This window comes from Streptococcus sp. FSL K6-1323, assembly GCF_038630745.1.
GTDB lineage: Bacteria > Bacillota > Bacilli > Lactobacillales > Streptococcaceae > Streptococcus > Streptococcus salivarius_D.
This window is the reverse complement of the sequence record NZ_CP152039.1, coordinates 746,456-769,577: the sequence shown is the minus strand read 5'-3', so window position 1 is coordinate 769,577 and position 23,122 is coordinate 746,456. Positions and strand designations below refer to the sequence as shown.

Below are 23,122 nucleotides of genomic sequence, written 5' to 3'. Positions count from 1 at the left end.
GATCTATCCGCTGCTAACTTAAAGCAAATACATCATTAACACTCTTTAATGAAAGTTCATCATTCATATACTATCAGTTTTGTTTAGAGTAGAGTTGGAAAGAGTTTATACAAAAAATAAAAACGCTTACACAATTCTTTGATTTTATTAAAATGTGATGATAAACTGAATGTGTAAATGAGAAAACCGTAACACTAACTTAATTTCACTCATGAGTTAACCATATCCTTGCTACTATTATTTAGTTTTATGAAAGGAGCATTACCATGGAAAAGAAAGTATACTTTAAACTTCACAAAGTAAAAAAACAATGGGTAACCATTGCAGTAACTAGTCTAGCTCTAGGACTTAGTTTTGCAAGCTTGGGCTATGTGTCCGCAGCTGAACAGACTCACCCCACCACAGAACCAACGGTTGAAAACAGCATAGAAGAAAATGCAATCGATGTCATAAGCTCGTCAACTAATGAAGTCACCACTAAACCAGAGGAAGACAAATCTTTTGTAACACCAAACACAAGAGAAATCATTACTGAAACTACTTCTACTGAATCTAAACAAAGTGTCACTGATACAGCTACTTCAGACATAGGTACTTCTGAAATTAACTCTCAACAAGCTCTTCGTTCGGAAGTCTCTACTGTTACTAGCAGTGAAGTCGTAAGCTCTGAAACATCACATTCTGAAACAAATGCAGCCCATGAAGTAGAAGAAAGACCCGTAATATCCGGCGGTCATTACACTAGCGATGATCAGGGCAACTGGTACTATATTAAGGATGGGAAAGCACTTACTGGTATGCAAAATATTGATAATGTGGCTGTCTACTTCGATGCCGATGGTAAGCAAGTCAAAGGAGACACTCGTCACGTTAATGGATCAACATATCACTTTGAGAAAGATAGTGGACAACTCACCCGTAATGCTTTTGCATCTGATAAGAATGGAAATTGGTACTATTTAGGCCACGACGGGAAAGCACTTACTGGCAGCCAAGTTATTGACAATATTACACTCTACTTTTACCCTAATGGTGTTCAAGCTAAAGATGCCTTTGTCATCCTAGATGGAAATTCCTATTATTTTCAAAAAGATACTGGCCAATTGGTTCGTGACCGTTTTTGGTCGGATGACGACGGCAACTGGTACTATAGTGATAAAGAAGGGAAACTTCTAACAGGCGAACAGACTATAGATGGCTTCGACATGTATTTCTACCCAGACGGTGTTCAGGCCAAGGGTGAAATCGTTACAATAGGTATCGAACCCTATTACTTTGATAAGGATAGTGGTCATAAGGTTATAAATACCGACATCACTATTAATGGAAAAACTTACCACGCAGAAGCTAATGGTCTTTTGATTGAAACTGAACAGAAACTTCCTCAACGTCCACTTGTTTCTGGTGGCCATTTCCAAGAAGATTCCTCAGGCAACTGGTACTATTACACCGCAACAGGAGAGAAACTAAAAGGATGGCAAAATGTAGATGGAGTAACTCTTTACTTTGACGAAGAAGGTCGTCAAGCGAAAGATGGGGAAAGAATCATTGACGGCTCCCATTACTATTTTAGTCACTATTCAGGTGCTGTAAAAACCAACTATTGGCATACTTGGTCTATTGAAATCAGAAGACAGGAACCATTTGCTAAAACGTATTACGAATATTATGGTTCTGATGGTCGACGTTACTATGGATGGCATCGAGTTGGCGATCAACTTTATTATTTTGATCATACTGGTCGAGTTGAAAATGGTCTTACTATCTTCAAAGGACAAAACTACCTCTTTGATAATCATGGAAAATTGGTAAAAGATGCCTTTTATATTCAGTCATTACGTGTCTTTGTTGGAACTTTAAATACTAGCTATCGCTCCAATAAATTTGGCCAAGTACTAACCGGAGAACATCACATTAATGGCGATGACTACTATTTTTCAAATTCTGGTTCACCAGTCACTGATATAGTCGAAAAAGGAGGCAAGGACTATTACTATTTTGAAGGCAAACTTCTAAAAAACTATCTCGGACCTTTACTCAAACGTCAGGAACTGGATTATGATGCATACTACTCTGGCATCGTAGGTACAGATAAGGATGGGGTTTTACTTACTGGTGTTAGCACTGCAAATAATGGTAAACTCTATTATTTTGAAAATAAAGGAGATATTTACCATGAAAGATATATCCCCCAAATGGTTACAGTTACAACACCTACATGGAAAACGATTGATGGTAAGCTATACCACTTAGAACCTAGCATAAACAGAACTTACAAATCTGGAAGAAGCCGAACCTATACCGTCAGAGAAGAAGTAGACATTATTAACCACGGAGTACGAACAAAGACCGATAAGATTAAACGTATTATTGATGATGATTTTGGTAATCTATACTATCTTGATGAAAACAATGATTTTTACATCGGACATCTACTTCCAGAAAACACAGATTTAACCAAGATTGAAGAAACTGTAATTCAAAGTGACAATAAATTCTATGCTTTCAATAGAACAAGTTCGCTTTCCGAAACTTCCCCTCTTACAGTTTCCAAGACCTTAGTTTACAATAAAAAAGCCTACCTCATTGATGATAAAGGAGTAGCGACCGAAACTAAACTAACAAATCGTTTCGAACACGATGATGCATGGAATTGGTACTACTTTGATAACGAGGGAAAAGCTGTCACCGGACTCCATTCAATAGATAATGTCACTCTATACTTTGATAAAGAGGGCAAACAAGCTAAGGGACGACTTGTCGAAATTGACGGTCAAACACATTATTTCGATAGAGACAGCGGAGCTATGTGGACTAACCGAACACTTGAACTTAATGGTATTCGTTATGTCATTGACCAAAATGGTTATGTAACGATGAACAAACCTGGACAATTTATTCAAGATAAAGATGGTGATTGGGCTTATATTAAAGAAAATGGACAGTTAGCCACTGGACTTCAAATTATTAATCATCAAAAATACTACTTTGATCCAACTGGAAAACAAGCCAAAGGAAAACGACTTCTGCTTGATGGAAAGTACTATTTCTTCGATAACGATACTGGTGCTATGTTCGTAAATAAATTCCATGAAACAGGCGATTACTTTTCTAAAAAATATACTTATTTTGGCGAGGATGGAAACCAGATATTTGGTTGGGCAACTATTGACGGTAAACGTGTTTATTTTAAAGAAGATGGCTACCAAGTTCGAAATGATACATACAAGATAGGTGGTTTCGATTATTTCTTCAAAAAAGACGGTAGTATGCTTGCTAATGATATTGACGGCAACTACAAATACTATTATGCTGATAAGGACGGTCATCTACAGTTCGGGTGGGTTAATCACAATAATGAAACCTACTATATTAGCCCACCATGGGGAGCTGAAGACCGAACATATCTAAAAACTATCAATGAAAAGACCTATCTTTTGGGCCCTAAAGGACGACTTCTAAGGAATACAGCTACAGACACCTCGACCTCTTGGAATGGTTTCTGTATCTCTGATGAAAATGGAGTTGTAAAAACAGGTGTCATTCGGTTAGAAGATAATAGGCTTTATTATTTCAACCCTGAAATTTATATGACTACTCCTTTTAGTGGCGAATGGGCAGAGTTTGATGGTAAACTTTATCATTTTGAAATGCCGATATCAGTTAGTCCATACTCAAAAGGTTCTCCAATTACCACTAACACTACGCTTGAAAAAGATGGAAAAACCTATATTATTGACGAAAATGGCGTAGCTACAGAGAAAAAGGATTAATATCAAACTAACAACTGTAAGCATTTAAAAATACCTCATTTTTGCCAAAATGTATTCAAAAACACCAGAAATCATTTTTTCTGGTGTTTTCTTTTTGTCTAAAACCTAGTAAGGCTACCGGCAAAATCTCTATCATCAATCTACTTCAAGTCAAAATATTTCTTGACATCTTTAGCATAGCCATACTGTTGATTTAAACGCTCGATTAAGTCTTTGTTATGCCCTGGATAATTGTCATTCCTCACCATCACCCTCATACAAACATGCCACCAAGCGTTCAAAGGGCTCTATATACTCCCAATACTCAAAAGGGAGATTGGAAATCTTACTTAGATCATTATCATCAAAATGATACACGAGATGACGTAGTATTTGATTTTCAATATAATGGATATCTCTCAACTGCTCGAGACTGATTGTATCCAGTTCTATGATGTAGTGACACAAATCATTAAGTGCCTTTGCGTCAAATTTTTTCTCCTCATGTAGAAAGTAGAGAAAGCTCTGATTCTCGGCTTTTTTGTTATCTTCTATCAGATTCTTTTTATGCTTCATTCTTGAATCCTTTCCTTAATAGCAACATTATAACACTAGAAAATGATTCTCCAAAGTGACAACATAAAAAAAGAATCTGGGATGTTTCCATTCCAAATTCTCTTCTTCTTGATTAACAAAATAGCAACACACTTTACCACAAACTAATGCGTTTGCTTGGTGCCAAGTACATAGCATCGCCTTCCTTAATCTGAGGGTAGGCCTCATAAAACTCAGGAAGATTTTTAAGTTGTTGGTTGACACGCAACTCATTTGGTGCGTGGACGTCTTGTACCATGGTATATTTGTTGTACTGTAGGCTAGCCTTTTGTTTCCAGATATCTGCGTAGTTCTCAAAGTAATCCTTGAGGTTAGGTTTTGTCATATCTGTTTTGAGAACTTGTAGTGTGGATGAAAGACCCCCAGCATCTGCGACATTCTCAGTGACTGTGAGTTTTCCATTTACCTTAGTCCCGTAGATTTCCAAACCATTCCACTGGTCTTCAAAGGCTTTGATCCTCTTGTCGAAAGCTTTAGTATCTGCTTTTGTCCACCAGTTATGCATGTCGCCATTCTCATCATAATCGGCTCCATTGGAGTCAAAGGCATGGGTAATTTCATGTCCAATCACGACACCGATACCACCATAGTTCTTTTCAGTACTTTGGTTTTTGTCATAAAACGGAGCTTGCAAAATACCAGCCGGGAAGTTGATACTGTTACTTTCTGGATTGTAATAGGCATTGATATCAAAGGCAGAACCAGACCATTTATTCTTATCAATAGGATCATCAAAATGATCAATGGTATAACGTTTTCCGAACTGGGCAATGTCTTCTGACAATTCAAAGAAGGACTTGTTCGGGTCAAGATGTAGTTCCTTAGTACCAGGGTCGACATCTTCCTGATAACCTACAAAAACCTTCATTTTATCCAACTTTTCGATGGCCTTGTTGCGTGTACCTTCTGTCAACCAATTATTCTGTTGAAGACGGCCACGATAGACATTTTTGATTTTATCAATCATATCTGTCACATCAGTCTTGGCTTCCTCACCAAAGTATTTACGTCCATAATAGACACTCATGACATCACTAAACAGATGGACACTCATCTCGTAAACCGTATCTTCCTTAGAAACTGGCTTCTGTGTACCCATAATAGCCATGCTAATCGATTGAAAATTCAAGCGGTAATCTTCTGTCAGAGAATTTGAGGCTGCCATAGCTTCTTGCACCAAGATCCATGATTTGATTTTAGAAAAATTGTCCTGATTGACGATCTTACTATAATTCTCAAAATACTTGGTATTAGGGACATTGATGGTTTCTAAATCACGTCCCATAATGCCTTTAATGACATCATATAATTTGAAGGAACCAGAGTAGGCATTAATCTCTTCTGCTGTTTTAGGGTGAACCAAATTCTTACTTTCAGACATCTCTTCGTTACTGAGACTGTACTTAGCAATGATTTCGTCGAACTCCAGTGCTTCTTTGACAATGCGTTTACTATTTTTTTCGCTATATCCAAGCATTTCCAAGGCTTTTTGCGTGGCTGTTTCAATTGGAGTCAAATATTGTTTCTTGCTGGCCTCGTCTTTATAAATAGACACATCTGGCAATAAGATACTTGGGGGACTCAATTGGATTTGTTTTTGGCTGGTATTCTCTGCGTTAGTTCCTACGTCATAACCAAATGGAAGAGGAATCCCTTTATCAGTCAAGCTAGCAGATTTACTGGCCAAATCATTTAGATCCTTGATATCCTCAATTTCTTTTAGATAAGGTTTGAGAGGTTCTAGTCCATCTTTCTCACGTTGCTTGTAATCACTAGCAGCCTTGTAGAAAGTAATAAACTCAGACATCCCTGTAATATCTGACGTTTCCTTGCCCTCCCCTAAATTTTTGATATCCTTCTTTAGTTTTCCTTTGATATCTTCATCTAAAGTATAAAAATTATCAATGCTTGGAGAATCAGCAGGAATTTTGGTTTTTAGAAGCCAGTCCTTGTTAACAGCTTGGTAAAAATTTGAGGCTACCGTAGCATTCTTGTCAATCGGTGTCTCTTGTGGGACAAAGGTTTTATAAGCCCAAAAACCACCTCCTGCAAGAGCCAAGGCCAAGGCTCCCGTTATGGAACCAAGAATAATTTTCTTACGCTTTTTCATAGATACTCCTTAGAAAATTAGATTAATATACTTGTATTATATCATTAGAACACAAACTTTAGCAAGATGTTTCCGGAAGACAAAAAGAAGTAATCAGACGATTACTTCTCTTTATTTTCTTAAATAGCGAAAATTAGGTATTATAACACTCAAGATAAATCATTTAAAAGACAAACTACCGAGTGATGTTAATCCTCTTGCTAGATTAAAGTTACGTTCTGATTTTTCTTGGAATTCTGTGAGTGTCTTACTCAAGTCACTCACTCCAGAACTCAGTGATTTGCCTTTAGAAAGATTGCGGACTGCTAGAACTTGAATAGCTCTGCATAATTCTGCAAGAAGTTCATCATTATCCTTCTTTCCAACTTCGATTTCATTTTTAAACGTTACGAGCAACTCTCTCTCATTTTCAGTTGTTTCTGGATTTACAATCAGATTATAGATATTGTTTAAGATATCCGTAATTTGCGTGTTATTGCTTTTTGTCATCTAGATTACCTCCTATAACCTGTAGCAAGATTAGGTCGAGCAAGTGAATTAAATTGGTTAATTGTTTGTGTTGTCATGAGCAACGACCTCTTTTAATAGTTCGCTGTGACATCATTATACACATCTAGCATATCAAATTCAAGAACAAAAATATCCTTCTGCCACAAATGGTCCAAATTTAGCACAAACAGATAAAAAGAAGTAATCAAACGATTACTTCTCAGATTGAAGAAAAAGTCCATTTTAGGCAACTTTCTTCAATCTGTTTCTTTTAGAGTATAAAGTGAAAAACTCTTATAAATTCCATTACATCAATATTCCTAAGAGATTTAACTACGTGGTAACCAACTTCTAAAAGGGCTTGCCTATATTCTGAAGTAAGCACATCGAACGGTTATTTTTCTATTGATTTATTGACATAAAATCATATGTCTAACGCTATTCCTTATATTTTTCTACCATTCTTTATGATACAATAGCATCAATTTATTTTTAGGAGGATAATATATGACTTCTACTATTGGTATTGTGAGCTTATCTAGTGGAATTATCGGTGAAGACTTTGTCAAGCACGAAGTGGACTTGGGGGTCCAACGACTCAAGGAGCTCGGACTCAATCCTATCTTTTTACCTCATTCTCTAAAAGGCTTAGACTTTATCAAAGAACATCCTGAAGCTCGTGCAGAGGATTTGATTCAGGCCTTTTCTGATGATAGTATCGACATGATCCTATGCGCCATCGGTGGAGACGATACCTATCGCTTGCTACCTTATCTTTTTGAAAATGACCAACTACAAAAGGTTATCAAACAAAAGATTTTTCTTGGCTTCTCGGATACGACCATGAACCATCTCATGTTGCATAAACTAGGAATCAAGACTTTTTATGGGCAATCCTTTTTAGCAGACATTTGTGAGTTAGACAAAGAAATGTTGCCATATAGCCGCCACTACTTTAAAGAATTGATTGAGACTGGAAAAATCTCAGAAATTCGACCTAGTAACGTTTGGTACGAGGAACGGACTGATTTTAGTCCCAAAGCTCTGGGAACACCTCGTGTCAGCCATGCAAATACAGGTTTTGACTTGTTACAAGGCAATGCTCAGTTTGAGGGAGAAATCCTCGGTGGTTGTCTTGAGTCTCTCTATGATATTTTTGACAACTCTCTACACGCAGATAGCACAGACCTCTGCCAAAAATACAAACTTTTCCCTGACTTATCCGACTGGGAAGGAAAGATTCTATTGCTAGAAACAAGTGAAGAAAAGCCTGAACCTGATGATTTCAAAGAAATGTTGCAAACTATAAAAGAAACTAGGATATTTGAGGTCATCAGTGGACTCTTGGTCGGGAAACCTATGGATGAAACCTTCTATGACGACTATAAGGAGACTTTAATGGACATCATTGATAGCAGTATCCCGATTGTCTATAATCTGAATGTCGGCCATGCCACACCAAGAGCGATTGTTCCCTTTGGAGTCCACGCGTATGTAGATGCAACAGAGCAAGTCATTCGCTTTGATAATCACAAATAAAGCTGGGAAGAATTTCTCAGCTCAGATTGAAGTAATCAGACGATTACTTCTTTTTATTTTCTTAAACAGCGAAAATTGGGTAACAAGATACTCAAAATAAGAACTATAAAAATGCCCAAAACCATAATTGTAGTATAGGGATTAAAGCAGAGACTTATTAGCAAGGCAAGACTTATTACAATCATTAGGTATCCCAACTTTCTCACTACTGACTTACTGCTCTCACTATGATTTTTTGTAGCTAGTCCAATACTTTTAGGAAGATAATTTCCAATCACTAGAAAAATGAGTGCCAATAACCAAATCACAGTCAAGCGAACTTGAACATGGCCTCCTAAGGCAACAGTCAATATAAGACCTTGGATAAGCACAGCAGAAATTGGGACCAACCATAGCATAAACTCTTTTAAGAATGGAATCGTTATTTGTTTAAAGAACGAAAAACAGAGATTATATATGATTAACGCAAGAAAAGGTAGGGCAACAATTGCTAGATTGCGGTTCATAAAGCCATTGGCTTGTTCTTCCACATTAAAGTGGATTGCAATCTGATTTGGTAGTTGTTTGTAAAAGACTAGTCCGACAATAACCGATGTAAGTATCACTATATTACCAATGACTCTTTGCATATTATTTTTCATCTTCTTTTCCTCCAAGTGATTGAATCCAAGTTAAAATTTCTTCAAAAACGGTCAAGTTCAAACTATAGTAGATAAAATTCTTCTGCTTTTCTTCTTCAATAAGTCCCGCTTTTCTCAAGGTAGACAAATGATGGGAAACTGTTGCGGGAGCCAAGTCAAACTGCTGGCTGATTTCACCAGCGGACTTGGGTCCAGACTTTAGATAGTCTAAAATTTCTCTCCTCACAGGGGCAGAGATGGCTTTTAAGGTTTCAGATAAGCCCATGAGTTTCCTCCTTTCTCCAAATCCGACGTGTCAGAAGTCCAATACCTAACACATAAATAGCTAAAATAAGTTCGATTAGCAAGAGATTGCTGACTATCCCTAGCTGATAAGCACCTGCCAAAAAATCAATGGCAGCATGGAGTATAATCGCCCAGAAATAGAATGAAAGCTTATGCTTAGTGACTGCTAGAAAATCCCAAGCTGTAAGCAAGACTTGTAACACCAAGGCAACTAGTCTTTCAAAGAGAGACATAACTACAGCAAAGCCCGTTAATTGGTTAACCTGACTCACAAGAAGTGAAGGTAACTCACTGGCTTGTCCTGAATGGATGGCCTGTAAAACAATGATGTTAGTGAGTAAGCCCATCACCCCAAGTAAGATAAATTCACTAAGACCATGTCCAAAACCGTAGGCTACAATATCAGACGTCATCAAACTTCTTTTCTTTGCAAGGACCTTAAAAACCACATAGCGTGTTGTTTCTTCGACAATGCCAGCCATAAGTCCTCCGTAAACAATGGTAAACCACTTAGAAGAGTGACCAAAGCTTGAAAGAACTAGGGCATTGATAGGTCCTTCAATCATCATGACAGGTAAGACAAAACCAATCAGACCGACTAAAAATAGCTTGATTGAAAATTGCCATCTTTTCTTCAGAACGATAAAACTAATGATGGCGATAACCAACATGGTAAGAATTGCCATAAAAAGGAATGTTTCCATTTGATTTATCCTTTCATTGAAACGGAGCATCAATACGACTTAGGTCAGAATACCTATTTCTATACTTTTCGAAATAGATTCTACGCTTTTCTGAAAGCACTGTCAAGGCTATTTCGGAAAAAATCGAAATAGGGATACAAAAAAAGACCGTTTTCACGATCTTTCTTCTTGAGAATTTTCCCTCATTCTCGGCTGTGTGTTCTCTGGTCAGTCACATGAGCTACTACTGCTTATCTTCCTGGGACATATTCGCCAGTGTTGGCATCGTAGTAACGGCGTTGGCCGTTAACTGTGACGTAGGCACCCTTAACTTGGCGACCTGATTGGTCAAAGTAAAGGTGTTGGCCATTGATGACTTGTTCGCCTGTTACGGCATAACCATCTGCTCCGAAGTAAGCCCAGACGTTAGGCTCGATTTGAGCAAAGCGGTTGGTTACAGGTTGACCGTCGTTTTCGTCATAGTACTTGTAACGACTGCCGACCTTAATGGCCTTGCCTTTGTATTGGATACCATTTTCGTCAAAGTAGTATTCCTTGCCATTGATAGTCCACTTGCCTTTAAGGGCTTGGCCTTCAGTGTTGAAGTAAGCCCATTGATTTGGTGCAATCTCAGCAAAGCTGCTTGTGACAAGAGCCCCACTATTGGCATCATAGTAATAAGTCTTACCATCTTCGACAACAGTTTTCCCCTTAACTTGGATACCATTTTTATCAAAGTACTTAAGGTATCCATGATCAGCACGAACTTGGCCGATAGCCAGTGAACCGTCTTGTTTGAAGTACATCCACTGGTCATCACCAACTTGGAGGTAGCGTCCGCTAGCAAGAATACCTGATTCTGGCTCATAGTAATACTTAATGCCGTTTTCCTCGATAATTTCACCCTTAGCTTGGCTACCATCTTCCTTGAAGTAATAGAGGTGACCATCAATGTATTGACGTCCTGTGACACGGTTACCTTCTTTATCAAAGTAGTTCCATGCCTTAGTTGCTGGATTATAGACAAAGATGCTGCGTCCGATTTCGCCTGCTGGTGTAATGTAGCGAGCCTTACCATTTTCAAAGATAATAGAATCTGCACGATTGCTGTAGGCCGTACCGACGCTACCATCTTGGTTAAAGTAATAAGTCTTACCATCAATGACACGTGAACCAGTCACAGTGTTACCATCAGCGTCAAAGTAATAACGTTTACCTGTGCTGCTATCAGTCGCAAAGACATTGCGTCCCATGTCACCAGTTTCTGCAACATAGTAATGCAATTTGCCATCATCTGTACGGACAATACGACCCTTGGCCTGAATGCCAGTTTCACGGTCAAAGTAGAAATGGTGGCCACTCCAATGAAGGTTACCCACTACCATGGTTCCTTGAGTCGTAAAGGCACGCACCTGCTTACGCTTGTCGTCAAAATCAACAAAGGCATTCTTAACCATAGCACCGTCTAAACCGTAGTAGTAAGTATAACCGTTGTTAGCACGACGAAGGGCATTACGCAATTGGATACCATTGTCAAAGAAATAGTAATCCTTGTTATTGATGTTTTGGGCACCCTTGGTCATCTTACCGTCAGCACCGAAGTAATACCAGTTGCCGTTACCGTCTTGAACAAATTCATTCTTAACGGCTTGGTTATCACGAAGGAAGTAAACATCTTGTCCACGACGTTGGAAGACTTGAGTGCTTGTGATGGCACCTGTGTCACGAAGTGGTGTTGGCAAGAGTTGGCTGTTGGCTGAAGTATTGAAGTACTGGTTGGTCTTATCATCACGAAGGACAAAGTTGATGCCTCGTCCAAGAATGTTGGTTCCGTTGAAGTACTTAGCAGACCATTTAGTAATCTTTTCATTCGTAGGTAACTGCTTACCATTTGAGATTTGTACACGATTGAAAATAGATGGGTACTTAGCTTTTAACTCATCAAGGAAGGCACCTCCGTACTTGCCTTGATAGTCTGTACCATCTGTGCGGGTATTGGCCACATAGGCTTGGTCAACAATTTGGTAGCCCGCCTGATGATAACCGTAACCATTTACACGTGTAGCGTTAACTACTTCTTTACCAGGAAGGTTATAGATTTGGTCTGGCACCCAGTCAGCAATGGCTTGAATACCGTCTTTGTGAAGAGCTCGAAGGACGTTAAGGAGATCCTCAAGTGATCCGTACTTGTTATTTTGACTCAAGGCCATATCATAACGGTCATCAAAGGCATAACCATTATCAATCGTTGAATCAAGGAAGGTACCATCCTTACTTGAAACGTACTGTGGTGGAAGTCCGACTGACGTGATCCCCCAAGCTTTGAGCAAGTCAGTGTTCTTAGCCAAGACACGGTTCATGTAGAGTTCTGGCTGATCGTCCGCAAAGGCTTGGAAGTTTGAGAAGGCTTCATACATGACTTGCGAATCAAGGGCTGCTGAAGACTTGTAAACTTGACCGTCGCTATTGGCACGATTACTTGGCTGTGTACGTGCATCTTGATTAGCCTTAGCTCCGTATGGTACCCAGACACCGAGGTAACCTGAGACTTGGACATTTTCTACACCGAAAACATCGTTGGCATTGAAGGTCAAGTTCCCATTCCAGTCAGTACGTTTCAGAAGGTTTTTAGGCACATCAGAATCGTTGAGGTAGGTTGCTATACCATCTTTTGTTGTCAAAAGCAATGGGCGATAAAGCTGATTACGGTGAGCTCTACCCATGTTCATCGTTACGGTTTCATTGCTACCTAATCGGAAATCATAGTTGTTGGTCATGATGACACCCATACCTTGCGTACGAGTTTCTGAAGTTCCCAAATCTGTTCTGTTATTGGCACCTTTACCATAACGAACAGATGTCAAGAGTCCGTCATTTCCGACTTTCTTCACTTCCATGTCTTGACCACCAGCTACATACTTGATACGAGCACGCAAGAGGGTGTCGATAGCATCAAAGTACGGTGTCTTCTTAGCCATGTAGTGACCATTTTCACGGTAGAGGTCTCCGTAATAAACACGTGTTACAGAGTCCTTGTTGGTCAACATGAGAGCATAGACAGATGGCAAGTTGTATGACGCATAAGTCTTGTGAGCCTTATCAATATCCTCATTGTAAATCTCGAAGGCTTTCTTGATTTCATCACGGGTGAAATTGTAGCCAAACACATTTGGATTGATACGAGCGTGAATGATACGTTGAATAATGGTTTGCGCTTCAGTATCGTGGGCACGGGTGAAAATATAGTTGGCCATACGTTCACCGTTCTTATCGTTAGCACCTCGTGGATTCAAACTACTATTCATAAAAGCAGTCATGTCCCCAAGCTGCATACGTGTATTTTTATCACGCATCAAAAGGTTGGTAAGAGCATTACGAAGGGCATTATCAATCGGTAGTTGTGCCCCCTTAGTGTCCTTGTTGTAATATGGGTCGTTGTAAGACCACGCTTCCAAGTATGACAAGTGTTTGATCGCATTGGCTTCAGACTTGTCAACACCATAGGCTGCTTTGAAGTAATCTGAAGCGATCTGGAGAAGGTCAGCATCCACATCGTCCACGGCATCGACACGCAAACCGTCAAAGTTGGCTGTTGGGTCATTGGCCATGATACTTCCGATATTCATCATAAAGTGGAGCCAGTTAAGTTGCTCCGCTTGAACAGCTGGGTTTGAGTTGTCAATATCGTTGGCAAGCAAGAACTCAAGACCACCGATAGAATTGTCCTTGAAATACTTACGTGTACCGGTCTGGTTTGTAGGTGTGCGGTTAAGCAAACGATAATCAGAGTTGGCGTGGCTAGTACGGTTGCCAGTATCACCCTTACTGTTGTTAAAGAGCAACTGTCCACGTTGCAAGTGGTCATATGAACTATTTTCAGTACTGCTATTCCAACCTGGTTGAGTCTTGATGAACTGGTCGATACTTGTACGCAACCAGTTGGTATTGCCTTCACGCGCGATACGTTCTTCAATCTTAGTCTGAACCATCTTGGCAGCTTGATCTAGACTTTCCTGACTAGAGTTAGTTGAAAATGATCCTGCACCAAGACCTTGATTTTGCATGTAGTTAAGGTAGTTAACCTGAGTCGATTTGTCAGGCCACCAAACCATCAAGAGTGGACGTTTGTCAGCCTCAGTTGAAGCCGTCCAAGTCTTACCATCCTTGAGAATACTCTTTGGACGGTACCAAGCATCCGCTGTGATGAAGGTGTCCAGTTGGTCCAAAGATTTGTTATCGTTTTTGTAGAGCTGGTTTCCAGATGAAAAATCCACAGTCGCCTTGATAGGTTCTGTTGAAAATTCATCCTGTGACTTGGTCGCAAGAGCCCCAGTTTCAGCATCAAAGTAATAAGACTTGCCGTCTTGCTCAAAGACGAAGTTCTTACGCACACTACCGTCACTATTGACATAGTATTGTTTGCCGTTGATCCATTGGATACCAGTCGCTGTGTTGGTGTTAGCTTCTCGAGTTTCTGCCAAGTCACGGCGACTACGTGTACGAGCTTCTGTACTTGCCGTATCAGTTGTTGCCGCACGGTCTGTAGTGGCTGTTGTAGTATTGTTAGTTGTATCTGTAGTTGTATCTGTAGTTGTAGCACTCGTATCAGCTGAAGCTGGTTGCACATTTGTGCTTGGTGCTGCTTGACCTGAGTTGGTGTCAACTGTTGCTGCGTTTGTGGTAGGTGCTGCTGCTCTATCTGTGACAGCTGTTGTCGTGCTAGTGGCGTCTGCGACAGGTATGTTGACACTAGCAGTATTGGCATCTGTCGCGATAGTTGGTGCTACCGTAGTTGCTGCATCATTAGTTGTGGCAGGTGTTTCTTGAAGCAAATCCTGACTGCTATCACCCGACTGATTCGCAGGATTTTGCTCATCGGCCTGAACCTGTTGATCCGCCAACAAGGTTCCACCAGCAACAGTAACCATTGAGAGTGCTGTTACCCCAATTGTCACCCAATTCTTCTTCACTTTATGCATTTTAAAGCGTACTTTTTGTTCCATATTATATACCTTTTTCCCTTATATTATTTCTATCATAAGCTATTTGACAAGGGAATACAATTACAAAACTGCAATATCAGCTTAATGTAGACGCCTTTCTTTTATCAGAAAGTTGGTCTAAATGAGGTTGCTCCTAAACTAGAGATGGCATAACTAACGATAATCATTAGGCTAGGGACTTTTCAATAACTCCTCCCAAGCCTACAAAATTAATGTAAATTTAAATAAAAAAAGCACCTGAACGACTGGTCCAAGTGCTAAAAACTGTTACACCGCTATAAGGAGTTACTGCTATCATTTCATAAGCCAAGGCAAATCTTCCTCTAAAATCAAAGAGGCTGGGACAAAAGTCCTAGCCTCTCAATTGTCTTTGGATTGTCGAGCAAGACGCAGTGGTTGAGTGGGCTCTACTACGCTGATTTCATCAGCTTTTACAGCCCTATTCAACTGTCCCACTCTCATGTTCTATAATGGATAAACCTTGCGAAATTCTTCTAAAACAACCTTGCTGTTAGGTGTAAAAGTCATTCCTGCCTCTCTCAGCCACTCAGCGAAACAGTCCTCATGAACCTGACGCCAATAGGCTAGGGATTTGTCACCTTCCCCTTCCTTGAAGGCATGGTCAGCTGACACTTGATGAAAAGGCTGAACAGAAACCTTTGTTATTTCGACAATGCAGACAGCCTGATCTTGGCTATCTAAAATGATATCAAAGATTCCTTCCTGTGGCAGGGCTTCATCCGCTAGAGCGTAAAGATCGTAAGCTGAAGCAGTTGCCGTCTTTTCACCTTTTAAAACCAAGTCTGCCAGGAGATCAGCTTCCACTCCAAAAGCCCAGGCATCTATCTCATCTCCGATAGAGGGGTTAATTTTCTTGTAGGCATTCCACATTTCTTGAGGTGTCATGAGTGCTCCTTTCAGCTAAATTTGCCTTTACAATTTAACTTTAACATATTTTCCATGTAATAATTTAGTGTCTCTGAAATCTCTTATCTAGAAATGAAATCCTGTATAATTTCAGTTTGACCTGTACTGATATCTAAAACATCATAGTTGTCATTAACAAAAGCTTGTAACTTCATCTTATCAATAAAGTAATTGAAATCTCTATTAAACTGCCTTAACCAAACCGCTGTCTCTTCACCTTGATAGGCAGCTATCATCGGGGTCTCTTGTCCTCTAAAATAACATTTTAAGTCAAAAAGTAGATAATCAATCCTATCTAAATATTTAGTGTAGCGATAAGTATTAATCGTTGGCGCCTTGTGTTTAGGCCACAAAAAATGAAGGTTTAAATTAGAACGAACAAGCTCATAATCTTTTCTCCACTTTTCATAATCATTGTTATGAAAATCGGTAGTTTGCTTTCTACCACAAATAATGTCGGCCGCAAGTCGAATCTTTCGTCCTTCAATCTCTTCTATCAAATGATTATTTCTAGTAGGTATTTGAAATTTATTACTTAATTCTTGATACAAAGTTCTAATCCTTCAATCATGATGGGAGATTTTAACATAAATAAATTGGAACTTTCATCTTGTTGAAGATAACCATTAAAGTTTTTATAAAATCGTGCTTTTGTTAAGTGTTTGTTAATAACTGTATTATTTATTATCATTAGAATTCCTAACCATCTCCTATTTTTACCCGTTTAACAAACGCTTTGATAATCTAGTCCCATTATACCACAAAAAAAGAAAGCGTCTTTCGCTCTCTTTATCACTCCGGCAATTCTACCTTCAGGCTCATATCTGTATTCTGTAATGTCTTCTGAACCGTAGCGAGAAAGGCTAGACTGTTGTCAGATGGGGAATACTGGAATGTGATATGAATGACTTTTTTATCAAGACTAAATCTTATTATATTATCATTTATATAATTTTTTCTGAAGAAGCATGTTGTAAAAATATTATAGATAAAACGGTCAGACTTAAACCATAGATAAAGTACAATGAAAAATATGTCTGTACTCTTAAAAATTGAAATAAAATCATTATTGCAACACAAATAAGATTTATCCAAATCGATACCTGCAAAACAAATTTCTCATTTTCTGTGACTTGTAATAACATTTTAGAACTTTCATAAATTGGAGATATTCCCATAATAATAAATGTGTACAAAGTTAAAGGAATAATATTTGAGGTTATTTCATCTGAAAGAAAATGAGCTAAGACATTTGATGATAAAACAATAGGACAAGCTAATAACAGACTAACACCATATGAATTTTTAAATATGTTTTTTAAAAATACGTTAACCTCTCCTATTTTCTCTGCTTCAGGTAAATAGATAGAAACGGTTGTCGAATAAACAAAAGAAGGTACACTCACAATTGAAAGCAATTGACTAATAACCGCATAAATAGCCAACAATTCTACTCCTAATCTCGACATCAAGGCATCAAACACCATAATAAACAAAACACTCTCCAGAATTTCTTGACCAACCAAAGGAATACCAAATGTTATTAATTCAAATTTAGTTGTAGATGTAATGGATAAAGCCTTCAAAATCATTGGATAAACCATAAACAAGTAACTAAGCGATATGAAAGCTAAGGATACAATCGTTGATATGGCTGCTCCCTTAATTCCGATTTGTGGTACCAGTACATAATTTAACACAACATCTATTAATGAACTGATAAGTCCAACCCACATAATTGGTTTTGTTTTCTTTTGAACTCTTAATAAATTTGTCAGCGAAAAGTTTAATAATGTCAATCCGATATATGGAGACATGAAGACTAAATAAATGGTGGATAAGGACAATAGATGCCCTTTAAAACCATAGAGCTGCCTCAAGATTACATTTCCAAAAATAATGACAAAAACCGCAAAGGCAACTCCGATAATTAAATCTAAGGTTAGATTTGATTTCAATAAATCATCAAACCTGTTAGTTTGCCGATTAGAGTACGCCTTAGAGCTTTTAATATTAAATGACAAACTGAATGCTCCTAAAAGTCCACCAAAAGCAAATAAGAGATTCTGAATAACGGAAATTCCTGACAGAGCAATTGAGGAATTGTTCACAGCAAAATGCAATGCTATCTGCCCAATAATTACTTGACCAATATTTGTTAAAACTAAGGGAAAGGCAAATTTGTTAATTTCTTTTGAATCTATCATTTTTCCTCTCTAAAAGGCTTCAAATGTAAGTAAAGATCAGATTTAACTAAATTTGCATAAATAATATGCAAAATAGGAGTTTCTTCTAAAAATGAAATAATTGCCTGCTTACAATCATTAGCAGATACCTCATAATCTTGCTGTAATAGTTCTACAATCTTGTCTAAAGAAAAATTTTTAGAAATGCAATAAAGTATTTCTGCTCCTATTTCATCAAATGAATAGTACTCTAAATCAAGTCGATCGTATCCTATATATTCATCTGCTACTTTATTTACAATGAAATCTCTCTTGCCTCTTATCACAAAATGTTCTTTCATACGACTACTCCACCTCCTTTTTGTTCATAAAAGCAGGCTAAATCAGAGCCCAGTAACGTTCCATCTAATTCCAAGGCACTGCATCGACATCCCCCACCACACCATGGTAGGGGACATTCTGAACATTTCCCAGAAATATCATCAAATGTAATTGATCTTAGTTTATTAAATACAGCAGAATGGTGCCAAATTTCGCTAAACTTTTGTTCTTTAACATTTCCAGCAACTAATTCATCTATACCATTCATCAAGTCACACCCGTATACATCTCCTTTATGATTAATTGAACATGCTCTAACTCCAGCTTGACAAGATATCTCCCTTGGCTTATCAAAATTTATATCTACTTTTTGATGCCAAACACTTTCTAATAAATCTAATCTATTATAAAATGCAAGCGGAAAATAATGTGCCCAAAAAACATCACTTTCATTAGGAGGAACAATTTTAAATTTAACTTTGAATTCTCCTTTAGAAATCCGCTCTGTTAAGTCAAGAAAAACAGGATACCATTGTTTTTTATCTGCTAAAATACTACCGTCATTAGCCCTACCAGTAGGACAAATAACCATAACTGACATATACTCAATACTAAGCATATCATTCAATCTTATACTCTAAAGAAAATATCTGCTAAATTTGCAAACAATTGTGCTATCAATAATTTGGCAAATGAATTAGAAATATAACTTTTAAGTTCTTTTCTCTCTGTTAGAAAATGAATAAGATACTAAGCAACAAAGAGCTACTATACCAAATATTAAATAATTGCTCCTAATACTAAAGTTATCAGCAAAAATACCAGCTAGGAAATCAGCTAACATAAAACTAATCGAAATAAACAAATTATATACTGACCATGATACTGCTCTATTTTTTTCTATTGACATATTAAATTTATAATAAAAATGATTATTGTAGTTGGAATTAAGAACACGCATTAATAAAAGGATTATAATTTGGATGATTAGATTAGTTTGAAAAAACATGAGTATAGCTAATACTGGTAACATCAAGCTTACTTCAAACTTAATTTTTAGATAACTCCCCAAAGCCATAGATATATTAAACATAAATAGTATAATTCCCAGCATATCTAGTGAAAGTCCCTGTTCATTTAAGAATATCCCTGCATAAGAATTGCTAATCATAATTAGAGTTGAGAATGCTACTCCTAATATTATTAATAACCATGGAATATTTTGAATATTATCGAGGCTAAAAAATTTTTGTTTATTATTTTGTTCCTTTTTAATCTCGGGTAATCCTATTAAATATAATAGACTGAAAATTACAAATACAATGGATATAATAATAGGATAAATATAATTCCTATGCAATAAAGGTGGAGATATAATCGTAATAATAGCAATAAAAATATATTTTAATGTGTTGAGATTTTTCAAAAATGATTTATATACAACTTCGTCATCAATTATTTCAAAATTATAAGAAATAAGAACTCCTGAAGATAATGATTCTGACAATCCAAAAAATATCGCTGAAATATATATTATATTTGATTTTCCAAACAATAGGCCCCATAATGCTAAAATTAATAATAAATTTGAAATAGCCAAAATTTTCTTGTAACCAATCTTACTTGAAATATAACTTAAAGGAATATCAAAAACTGAACCACATAGCTCAGTAATAACTGATAAAGTAGCTATTTCTGTGAACGAAAAACCTAAGTGCTTTAATAGTAAAATTCCTACAAAGTAGTACGGTAATCCAGATAGAAACATATTCATTCCGTATAAATTAAAAATCTTCTTACTCATAAGTTACAAACTGGGTCTCTAAAATATTTTGGACTCTTCTCCTTAATCAAGTTAACATAGCAGCCACCCTCGCAAATTTTTAACAATCCACAAGATAAACACCTAGAATTCTTCGTTCTAAAAGAACGAATCCCTCCATACAACGGATCATCATACCAAACATCTAACAAATCTTTTTCAAAGGCATTCTGCTTAGTTTGATTAACTCCTAAAAAAGCAATGCAAGGCAAGATATCCCCATTAGACATTATTTCCATCTTAGTATATTTTGCACGACATCCATAATACATTTCGTCAAACTCTGAAAATTCAATTGAATTATTTATCAACTCCGGATAAGCGGTGAAAAGATGACATCCCTCAGTAGCAAAATTTAAATTAGCTTCCCGTTGAGTTATATAATCTGTAACATACTCATTCAACCTTCTCAAATCAGATAAATCGTATTTTTTCTTTATTTTCGTATATCCTGTTACCTCAGAATAATTAGCTACTGAAAATCTATCTATTTTATTCTCTATACAAAAATCAACCAATTCTATAATCTGCTCATAGCTTTGCTTTGTATACACTGCATTAATTCTACATTTTTTTCCAACCTCTTTAAAGTACTTCGCTAATTTAATTTGTCTATCAGGTCTCACCCCCATTAATTCAAAATTTAATTTAGGATCTAAAGTCTGCAAAGATAAAACCGGTGTAATATATTTAGATTTAGCTAGAATTTCCACTGTACTTTTCTTTATTAATTGGGCATTAGTTGTTATAGTAGTCTTTATCTTCAGTTCTTCACAAGCTATCAACAAATTATCAATATCAAAATATCTAGTCGGTTCCCCTCCTAAAATTGAAACACTTAACACTCCATTATCTTTTGCTTGGCGCAAAATTCTTTCCCAATCTTTAGCAGGTTTGGCATTTCTATCTTCACGATTTGCTAAAAAACAAAAACCACATTTTAAATCACAGTACATACTGGGGTATATTACTAGTTCAAGCGGAAAACTCAATATGTTATGTTTTTTTAATTTTGCTACATGCTTTCTCGCATTTTGAAGAGTCTCGTCAGGATTTTTCGATGATCCCTCAATATTATTATCAGAATAGATATTTAATAAGAGTACTCGCTCTAGTTTCCCTGCTTTTATTTCTTTCTTAAAAAAGGACGTAGCAATTTCAAAACCATGATTTTGAACCAAATAAAGAAAATAAGCTTCACTCTCATCTAACTCAATTCGGTCAAAAGTTACTTTATTTATCAAAATTCCACCAAACTTTTCTAGTCTAAATAAAAAATCTTCTGAAATTGTCATCATATTGAATACCTTTCTAAAAAAGCAGAGGAAAATATAGCCTCTGCTTAACTTATGGGATAAATTACTTTATCACTTCCAGCCGTCACCTTTTGCCATCACCTTCCAGCCGTCACCTTTTGCCATTGAACTAGACTCAAGGACTTTTTCAAGCTCTTTAGACATATTTGGTACTCCTTTCGAATATGATACTGTGATTATATTCCTTTTCAACACTTACAATAAAATATTCCCATATTTGCATTTTCTAACTACTAGCTAAAATTTTTTCTAAATGTCCTTCATAAGTCTTTGCTAAGTGATGACTTCCTGCTAATTTCATCGCTCCAACACACTTCTTCATTTCAATAATTGCTTTCACATTTCCATCCTCTTTATATTGATAAAGATTTTGTGCATACTTAAAGACTAAACGTTCATATACTTCTGTCTCAATAAAAAAGCATTGATTTAGCTGCTTTTCAAAATATAAAGCATCCATAAATTTTTCTCTTTCAACACATGTAATATATCCATTTAAAAGCATCGTTGAAATTAATCGTCTGTTGTTTGGAATTTCTTTGTAAAAATCAGAACGCCTATACATTTCTCTTGCTAAGACCATGAAAACATCATGATTTAATACATCTAAAGTATTCGAGAAAATCAATAACTCATAGTACCCCCAGTATTCTACACTAAAGAGATAATCTGTTAAATATGTCAAATCATCCTTTGTATAGTAAGTTTCTCCTGATAAACCCTGTAGACGAATTTTCAATAAAATAATATTGATTTGATGAAATTTTTCTCGCCTATCTTCCAGTTCCATCTGAGAATAAAGTAATTTTTTCATACCTTCTACGTCACGTGTTGACACAAAATGACGTACTTTCGATAACAGTTCGTTTAACTCATCTCTATGAAAATCATGGACCGCATACATAAATTCATCTATTGGCATATTGATTTCATCTAAAATAAACATGAACTTTGAAATCGTTAAATCTGTTTCTCCTTTCTCAAATCGAGAGAGCTGAGACGTTGATATACCAGCCTTTGCGACGTCTTTTAATCGTAATCCTCTCGATTCTCGAAACTTTTTAAAAATTTCTCCAAATTTTTTCATACTACACCTCCATCACGCATATATGGGAATATTTTTCATTTACTTGCATCATATCATACAATAAAGAAAAACAAAAGTGAGGATTATCACATGAAAAAACAAAATTTACTAACACTTCTTCTTGTCGTATTTGAAGGCATTATCGTTATCGTCGTGGGATAAAGAGTCTGGGACAAAAGTCCTTTAGCTCCAAAAAGCAACGGTTTTATGCCGATGCTTTTTGCATGATTGTGATAGACTTGGTGAAATAGAATTGGCCAAAAAACCATTTAGAAAGGCCATCCCATGCACATTCGCTATAACACAAATCAAACAACTTTACCACTAGAACTTGCTTGCGTCTTAC

The 23,122-nt window shown here is 37.0% G+C and carries 17 protein-coding genes and 2 pseudogenes; 2 read left to right on the top strand and 17 right to left on the bottom strand.

What is annotated here, in order from left to right:
• Positions 1-266: 266 nt before the first annotated feature.
• A complete protein-coding gene (locus NST80_RS03390; protein ID WP_183138160.1) occupies positions 267-3,773 on the top strand; it encodes a KxYKxGKxW signal peptide domain-containing protein in 3,507 nt (1,168 codons plus the stop codon).
• A 234-nt stretch (positions 3,774-4,007) separates the two neighbouring features.
• Here NST80_RS03390 and NST80_RS03385 read toward each other — a convergent pair whose 3' ends face one another.
• From NST80_RS03385 to NST80_RS03375, 3 genes are all read right to left on the bottom strand, one after another.
• Positions 4,008-4,328, bottom strand: coding sequence for a hypothetical protein (locus NST80_RS03385; protein WP_175057209.1), 321 nt, complete (start codon positions 4,326-4,328; stop codon positions 4,008-4,010).
• 133 nt (positions 4,329-4,461) lie between these two features.
• Positions 4,462-6,477, bottom strand: coding sequence for a M13 family metallopeptidase (locus tag NST80_RS03380; protein WP_183138159.1), 2,016 nt, complete (start codon positions 6,475-6,477; stop codon positions 4,462-4,464).
• A 159-nt stretch (positions 6,478-6,636) separates the two neighbouring features.
• Positions 6,637-6,966: a bacteriocin immunity protein gene (locus tag NST80_RS03375; protein ID WP_021151650.1), complete on the bottom strand. Its 330-nt coding sequence runs from the start codon at positions 6,964-6,966 to the stop codon at positions 6,637-6,639.
• Positions 6,967-7,473: 507 nt separating this feature from the next.
• On the opposite strand from NST80_RS03375, the gene NST80_RS03370 reads away from it, so the two are divergent.
• Positions 7,474-8,505: a S66 peptidase family protein gene (locus NST80_RS03370; protein WP_183138158.1), complete on the top strand. Its 1,032-nt coding sequence runs from the start codon at positions 7,474-7,476 to the stop codon at positions 8,503-8,505.
• 53 nt (positions 8,506-8,558) lie between these two features.
• Here the strand turns inward: NST80_RS03370 and NST80_RS03365 are convergent, their stop codons facing one another.
• The 14 genes and pseudogenes from NST80_RS03365 to NST80_RS03300 all read right to left on the bottom strand — a co-directional run bounded on the left by NST80_RS03365 (position 8,559) and on the right by NST80_RS03300 (position 22,776).
• Positions 8,559-9,146 (bottom strand): DUF1648 domain-containing protein, encoded by a 588-nt coding sequence (locus NST80_RS03365; RefSeq protein ID WP_073688031.1) that lies wholly within the window; start codon positions 9,144-9,146, stop codon positions 8,559-8,561.
• Entirely contained in the window at positions 9,136-9,411 is a 276-nt protein-coding gene (locus NST80_RS03360) for an autorepressor SdpR family transcription factor (RefSeq protein WP_002891308.1), read from the bottom strand. Before NST80_RS03360 ends, NST80_RS03365 begins: the two co-directional genes overlap by 11 nt.
• Positions 9,398-10,117: a YhfC family glutamic-type intramembrane protease gene (locus NST80_RS03355; protein WP_229056974.1), complete on the bottom strand. Its 720-nt coding sequence runs from the start codon at positions 10,115-10,117 to the stop codon at positions 9,398-9,400. The genes NST80_RS03360 and NST80_RS03355 overlap by 14 nt, the downstream gene beginning before the upstream one ends.
• A 248-nt stretch (positions 10,118-10,365) precedes the next feature.
• Positions 10,366-15,117, bottom strand: a complete 4,752-nt coding sequence (locus NST80_RS03350) for a glycoside hydrolase family 70 protein (protein WP_183138156.1) — start codon at positions 15,115-15,117, stop codon at positions 10,366-10,368.
• Positions 15,118-15,582: 465 nt separating this feature from the next.
• Entirely contained in the window at positions 15,583-16,023 is a 441-nt protein-coding gene (locus tag NST80_RS03345) for an ASCH domain-containing protein (RefSeq protein WP_096833012.1), read from the bottom strand.
• An 83-nt stretch (positions 16,024-16,106) separates the two neighbouring features.
• A complete protein-coding gene (locus NST80_RS03340; protein WP_229056973.1) occupies positions 16,107-16,595 on the bottom strand; it encodes a hypothetical protein in 489 nt (162 codons plus the stop codon).
• Between the two features lie 241 nt (positions 16,596-16,836).
• A pseudogene (locus NST80_RS03335) lies at positions 16,837-16,974 on the bottom strand (DUF6572 domain-containing protein); the annotation flags it as partial.
• 14 nt (positions 16,975-16,988) lie between these two features.
• Positions 16,989-18,251 (bottom strand): MATE family efflux transporter, encoded by a 1,263-nt coding sequence (locus NST80_RS03330; RefSeq protein ID WP_342504637.1) that lies wholly within the window; start codon positions 18,249-18,251, stop codon positions 16,989-16,991.
• Positions 18,248-18,571, bottom strand: a complete 324-nt coding sequence (locus NST80_RS03325; RefSeq protein WP_096833010.1) for a PqqD family peptide modification chaperone — start codon at positions 18,569-18,571, stop codon at positions 18,248-18,250. The genes NST80_RS03330 and NST80_RS03325 overlap by 4 nt, the downstream gene beginning before the upstream one ends.
• Positions 18,568-19,188, bottom strand: a pseudogene (locus tag NST80_RS03320) (SPASM domain-containing protein); the annotation flags it as partial. The gene NST80_RS03325 and the pseudogene NST80_RS03320, both read right to left, overlap by 4 nt.
• A 75-nt stretch (positions 19,189-19,263) precedes the next feature.
• Positions 19,264-20,355, bottom strand: coding sequence for an MFS transporter (locus NST80_RS03315; protein WP_011681382.1), 1,092 nt, complete (start codon positions 20,353-20,355; stop codon positions 19,264-19,266).
• Positions 20,352-21,671 (bottom strand): KxxxW cyclic peptide radical SAM maturase, encoded by a 1,320-nt coding sequence (kwcM, locus tag NST80_RS03310; protein WP_096833009.1) that lies wholly within the window; start codon positions 21,669-21,671, stop codon positions 20,352-20,354. The genes NST80_RS03315 and kwcM overlap by 4 nt, the downstream gene beginning before the upstream one ends.
• A 69-nt stretch (positions 21,672-21,740) precedes the next feature.
• On the bottom strand, positions 21,741-21,833 hold the full coding sequence (locus tag NST80_RS03305) for a KxxxW-cyclized peptide pheromone (RefSeq protein WP_084871236.1): 93 nt from the start codon (positions 21,831-21,833) through the stop codon (positions 21,741-21,743).
• Positions 21,834-21,915: 82 nt separating this feature from the next.
• Positions 21,916-22,776, bottom strand: coding sequence for an Rgg/GadR/MutR family transcriptional regulator (locus NST80_RS03300; RefSeq protein WP_096833008.1), 861 nt, complete (start codon positions 22,774-22,776; stop codon positions 21,916-21,918).
• Positions 22,777-23,122 lie beyond the last annotated feature (346 nt).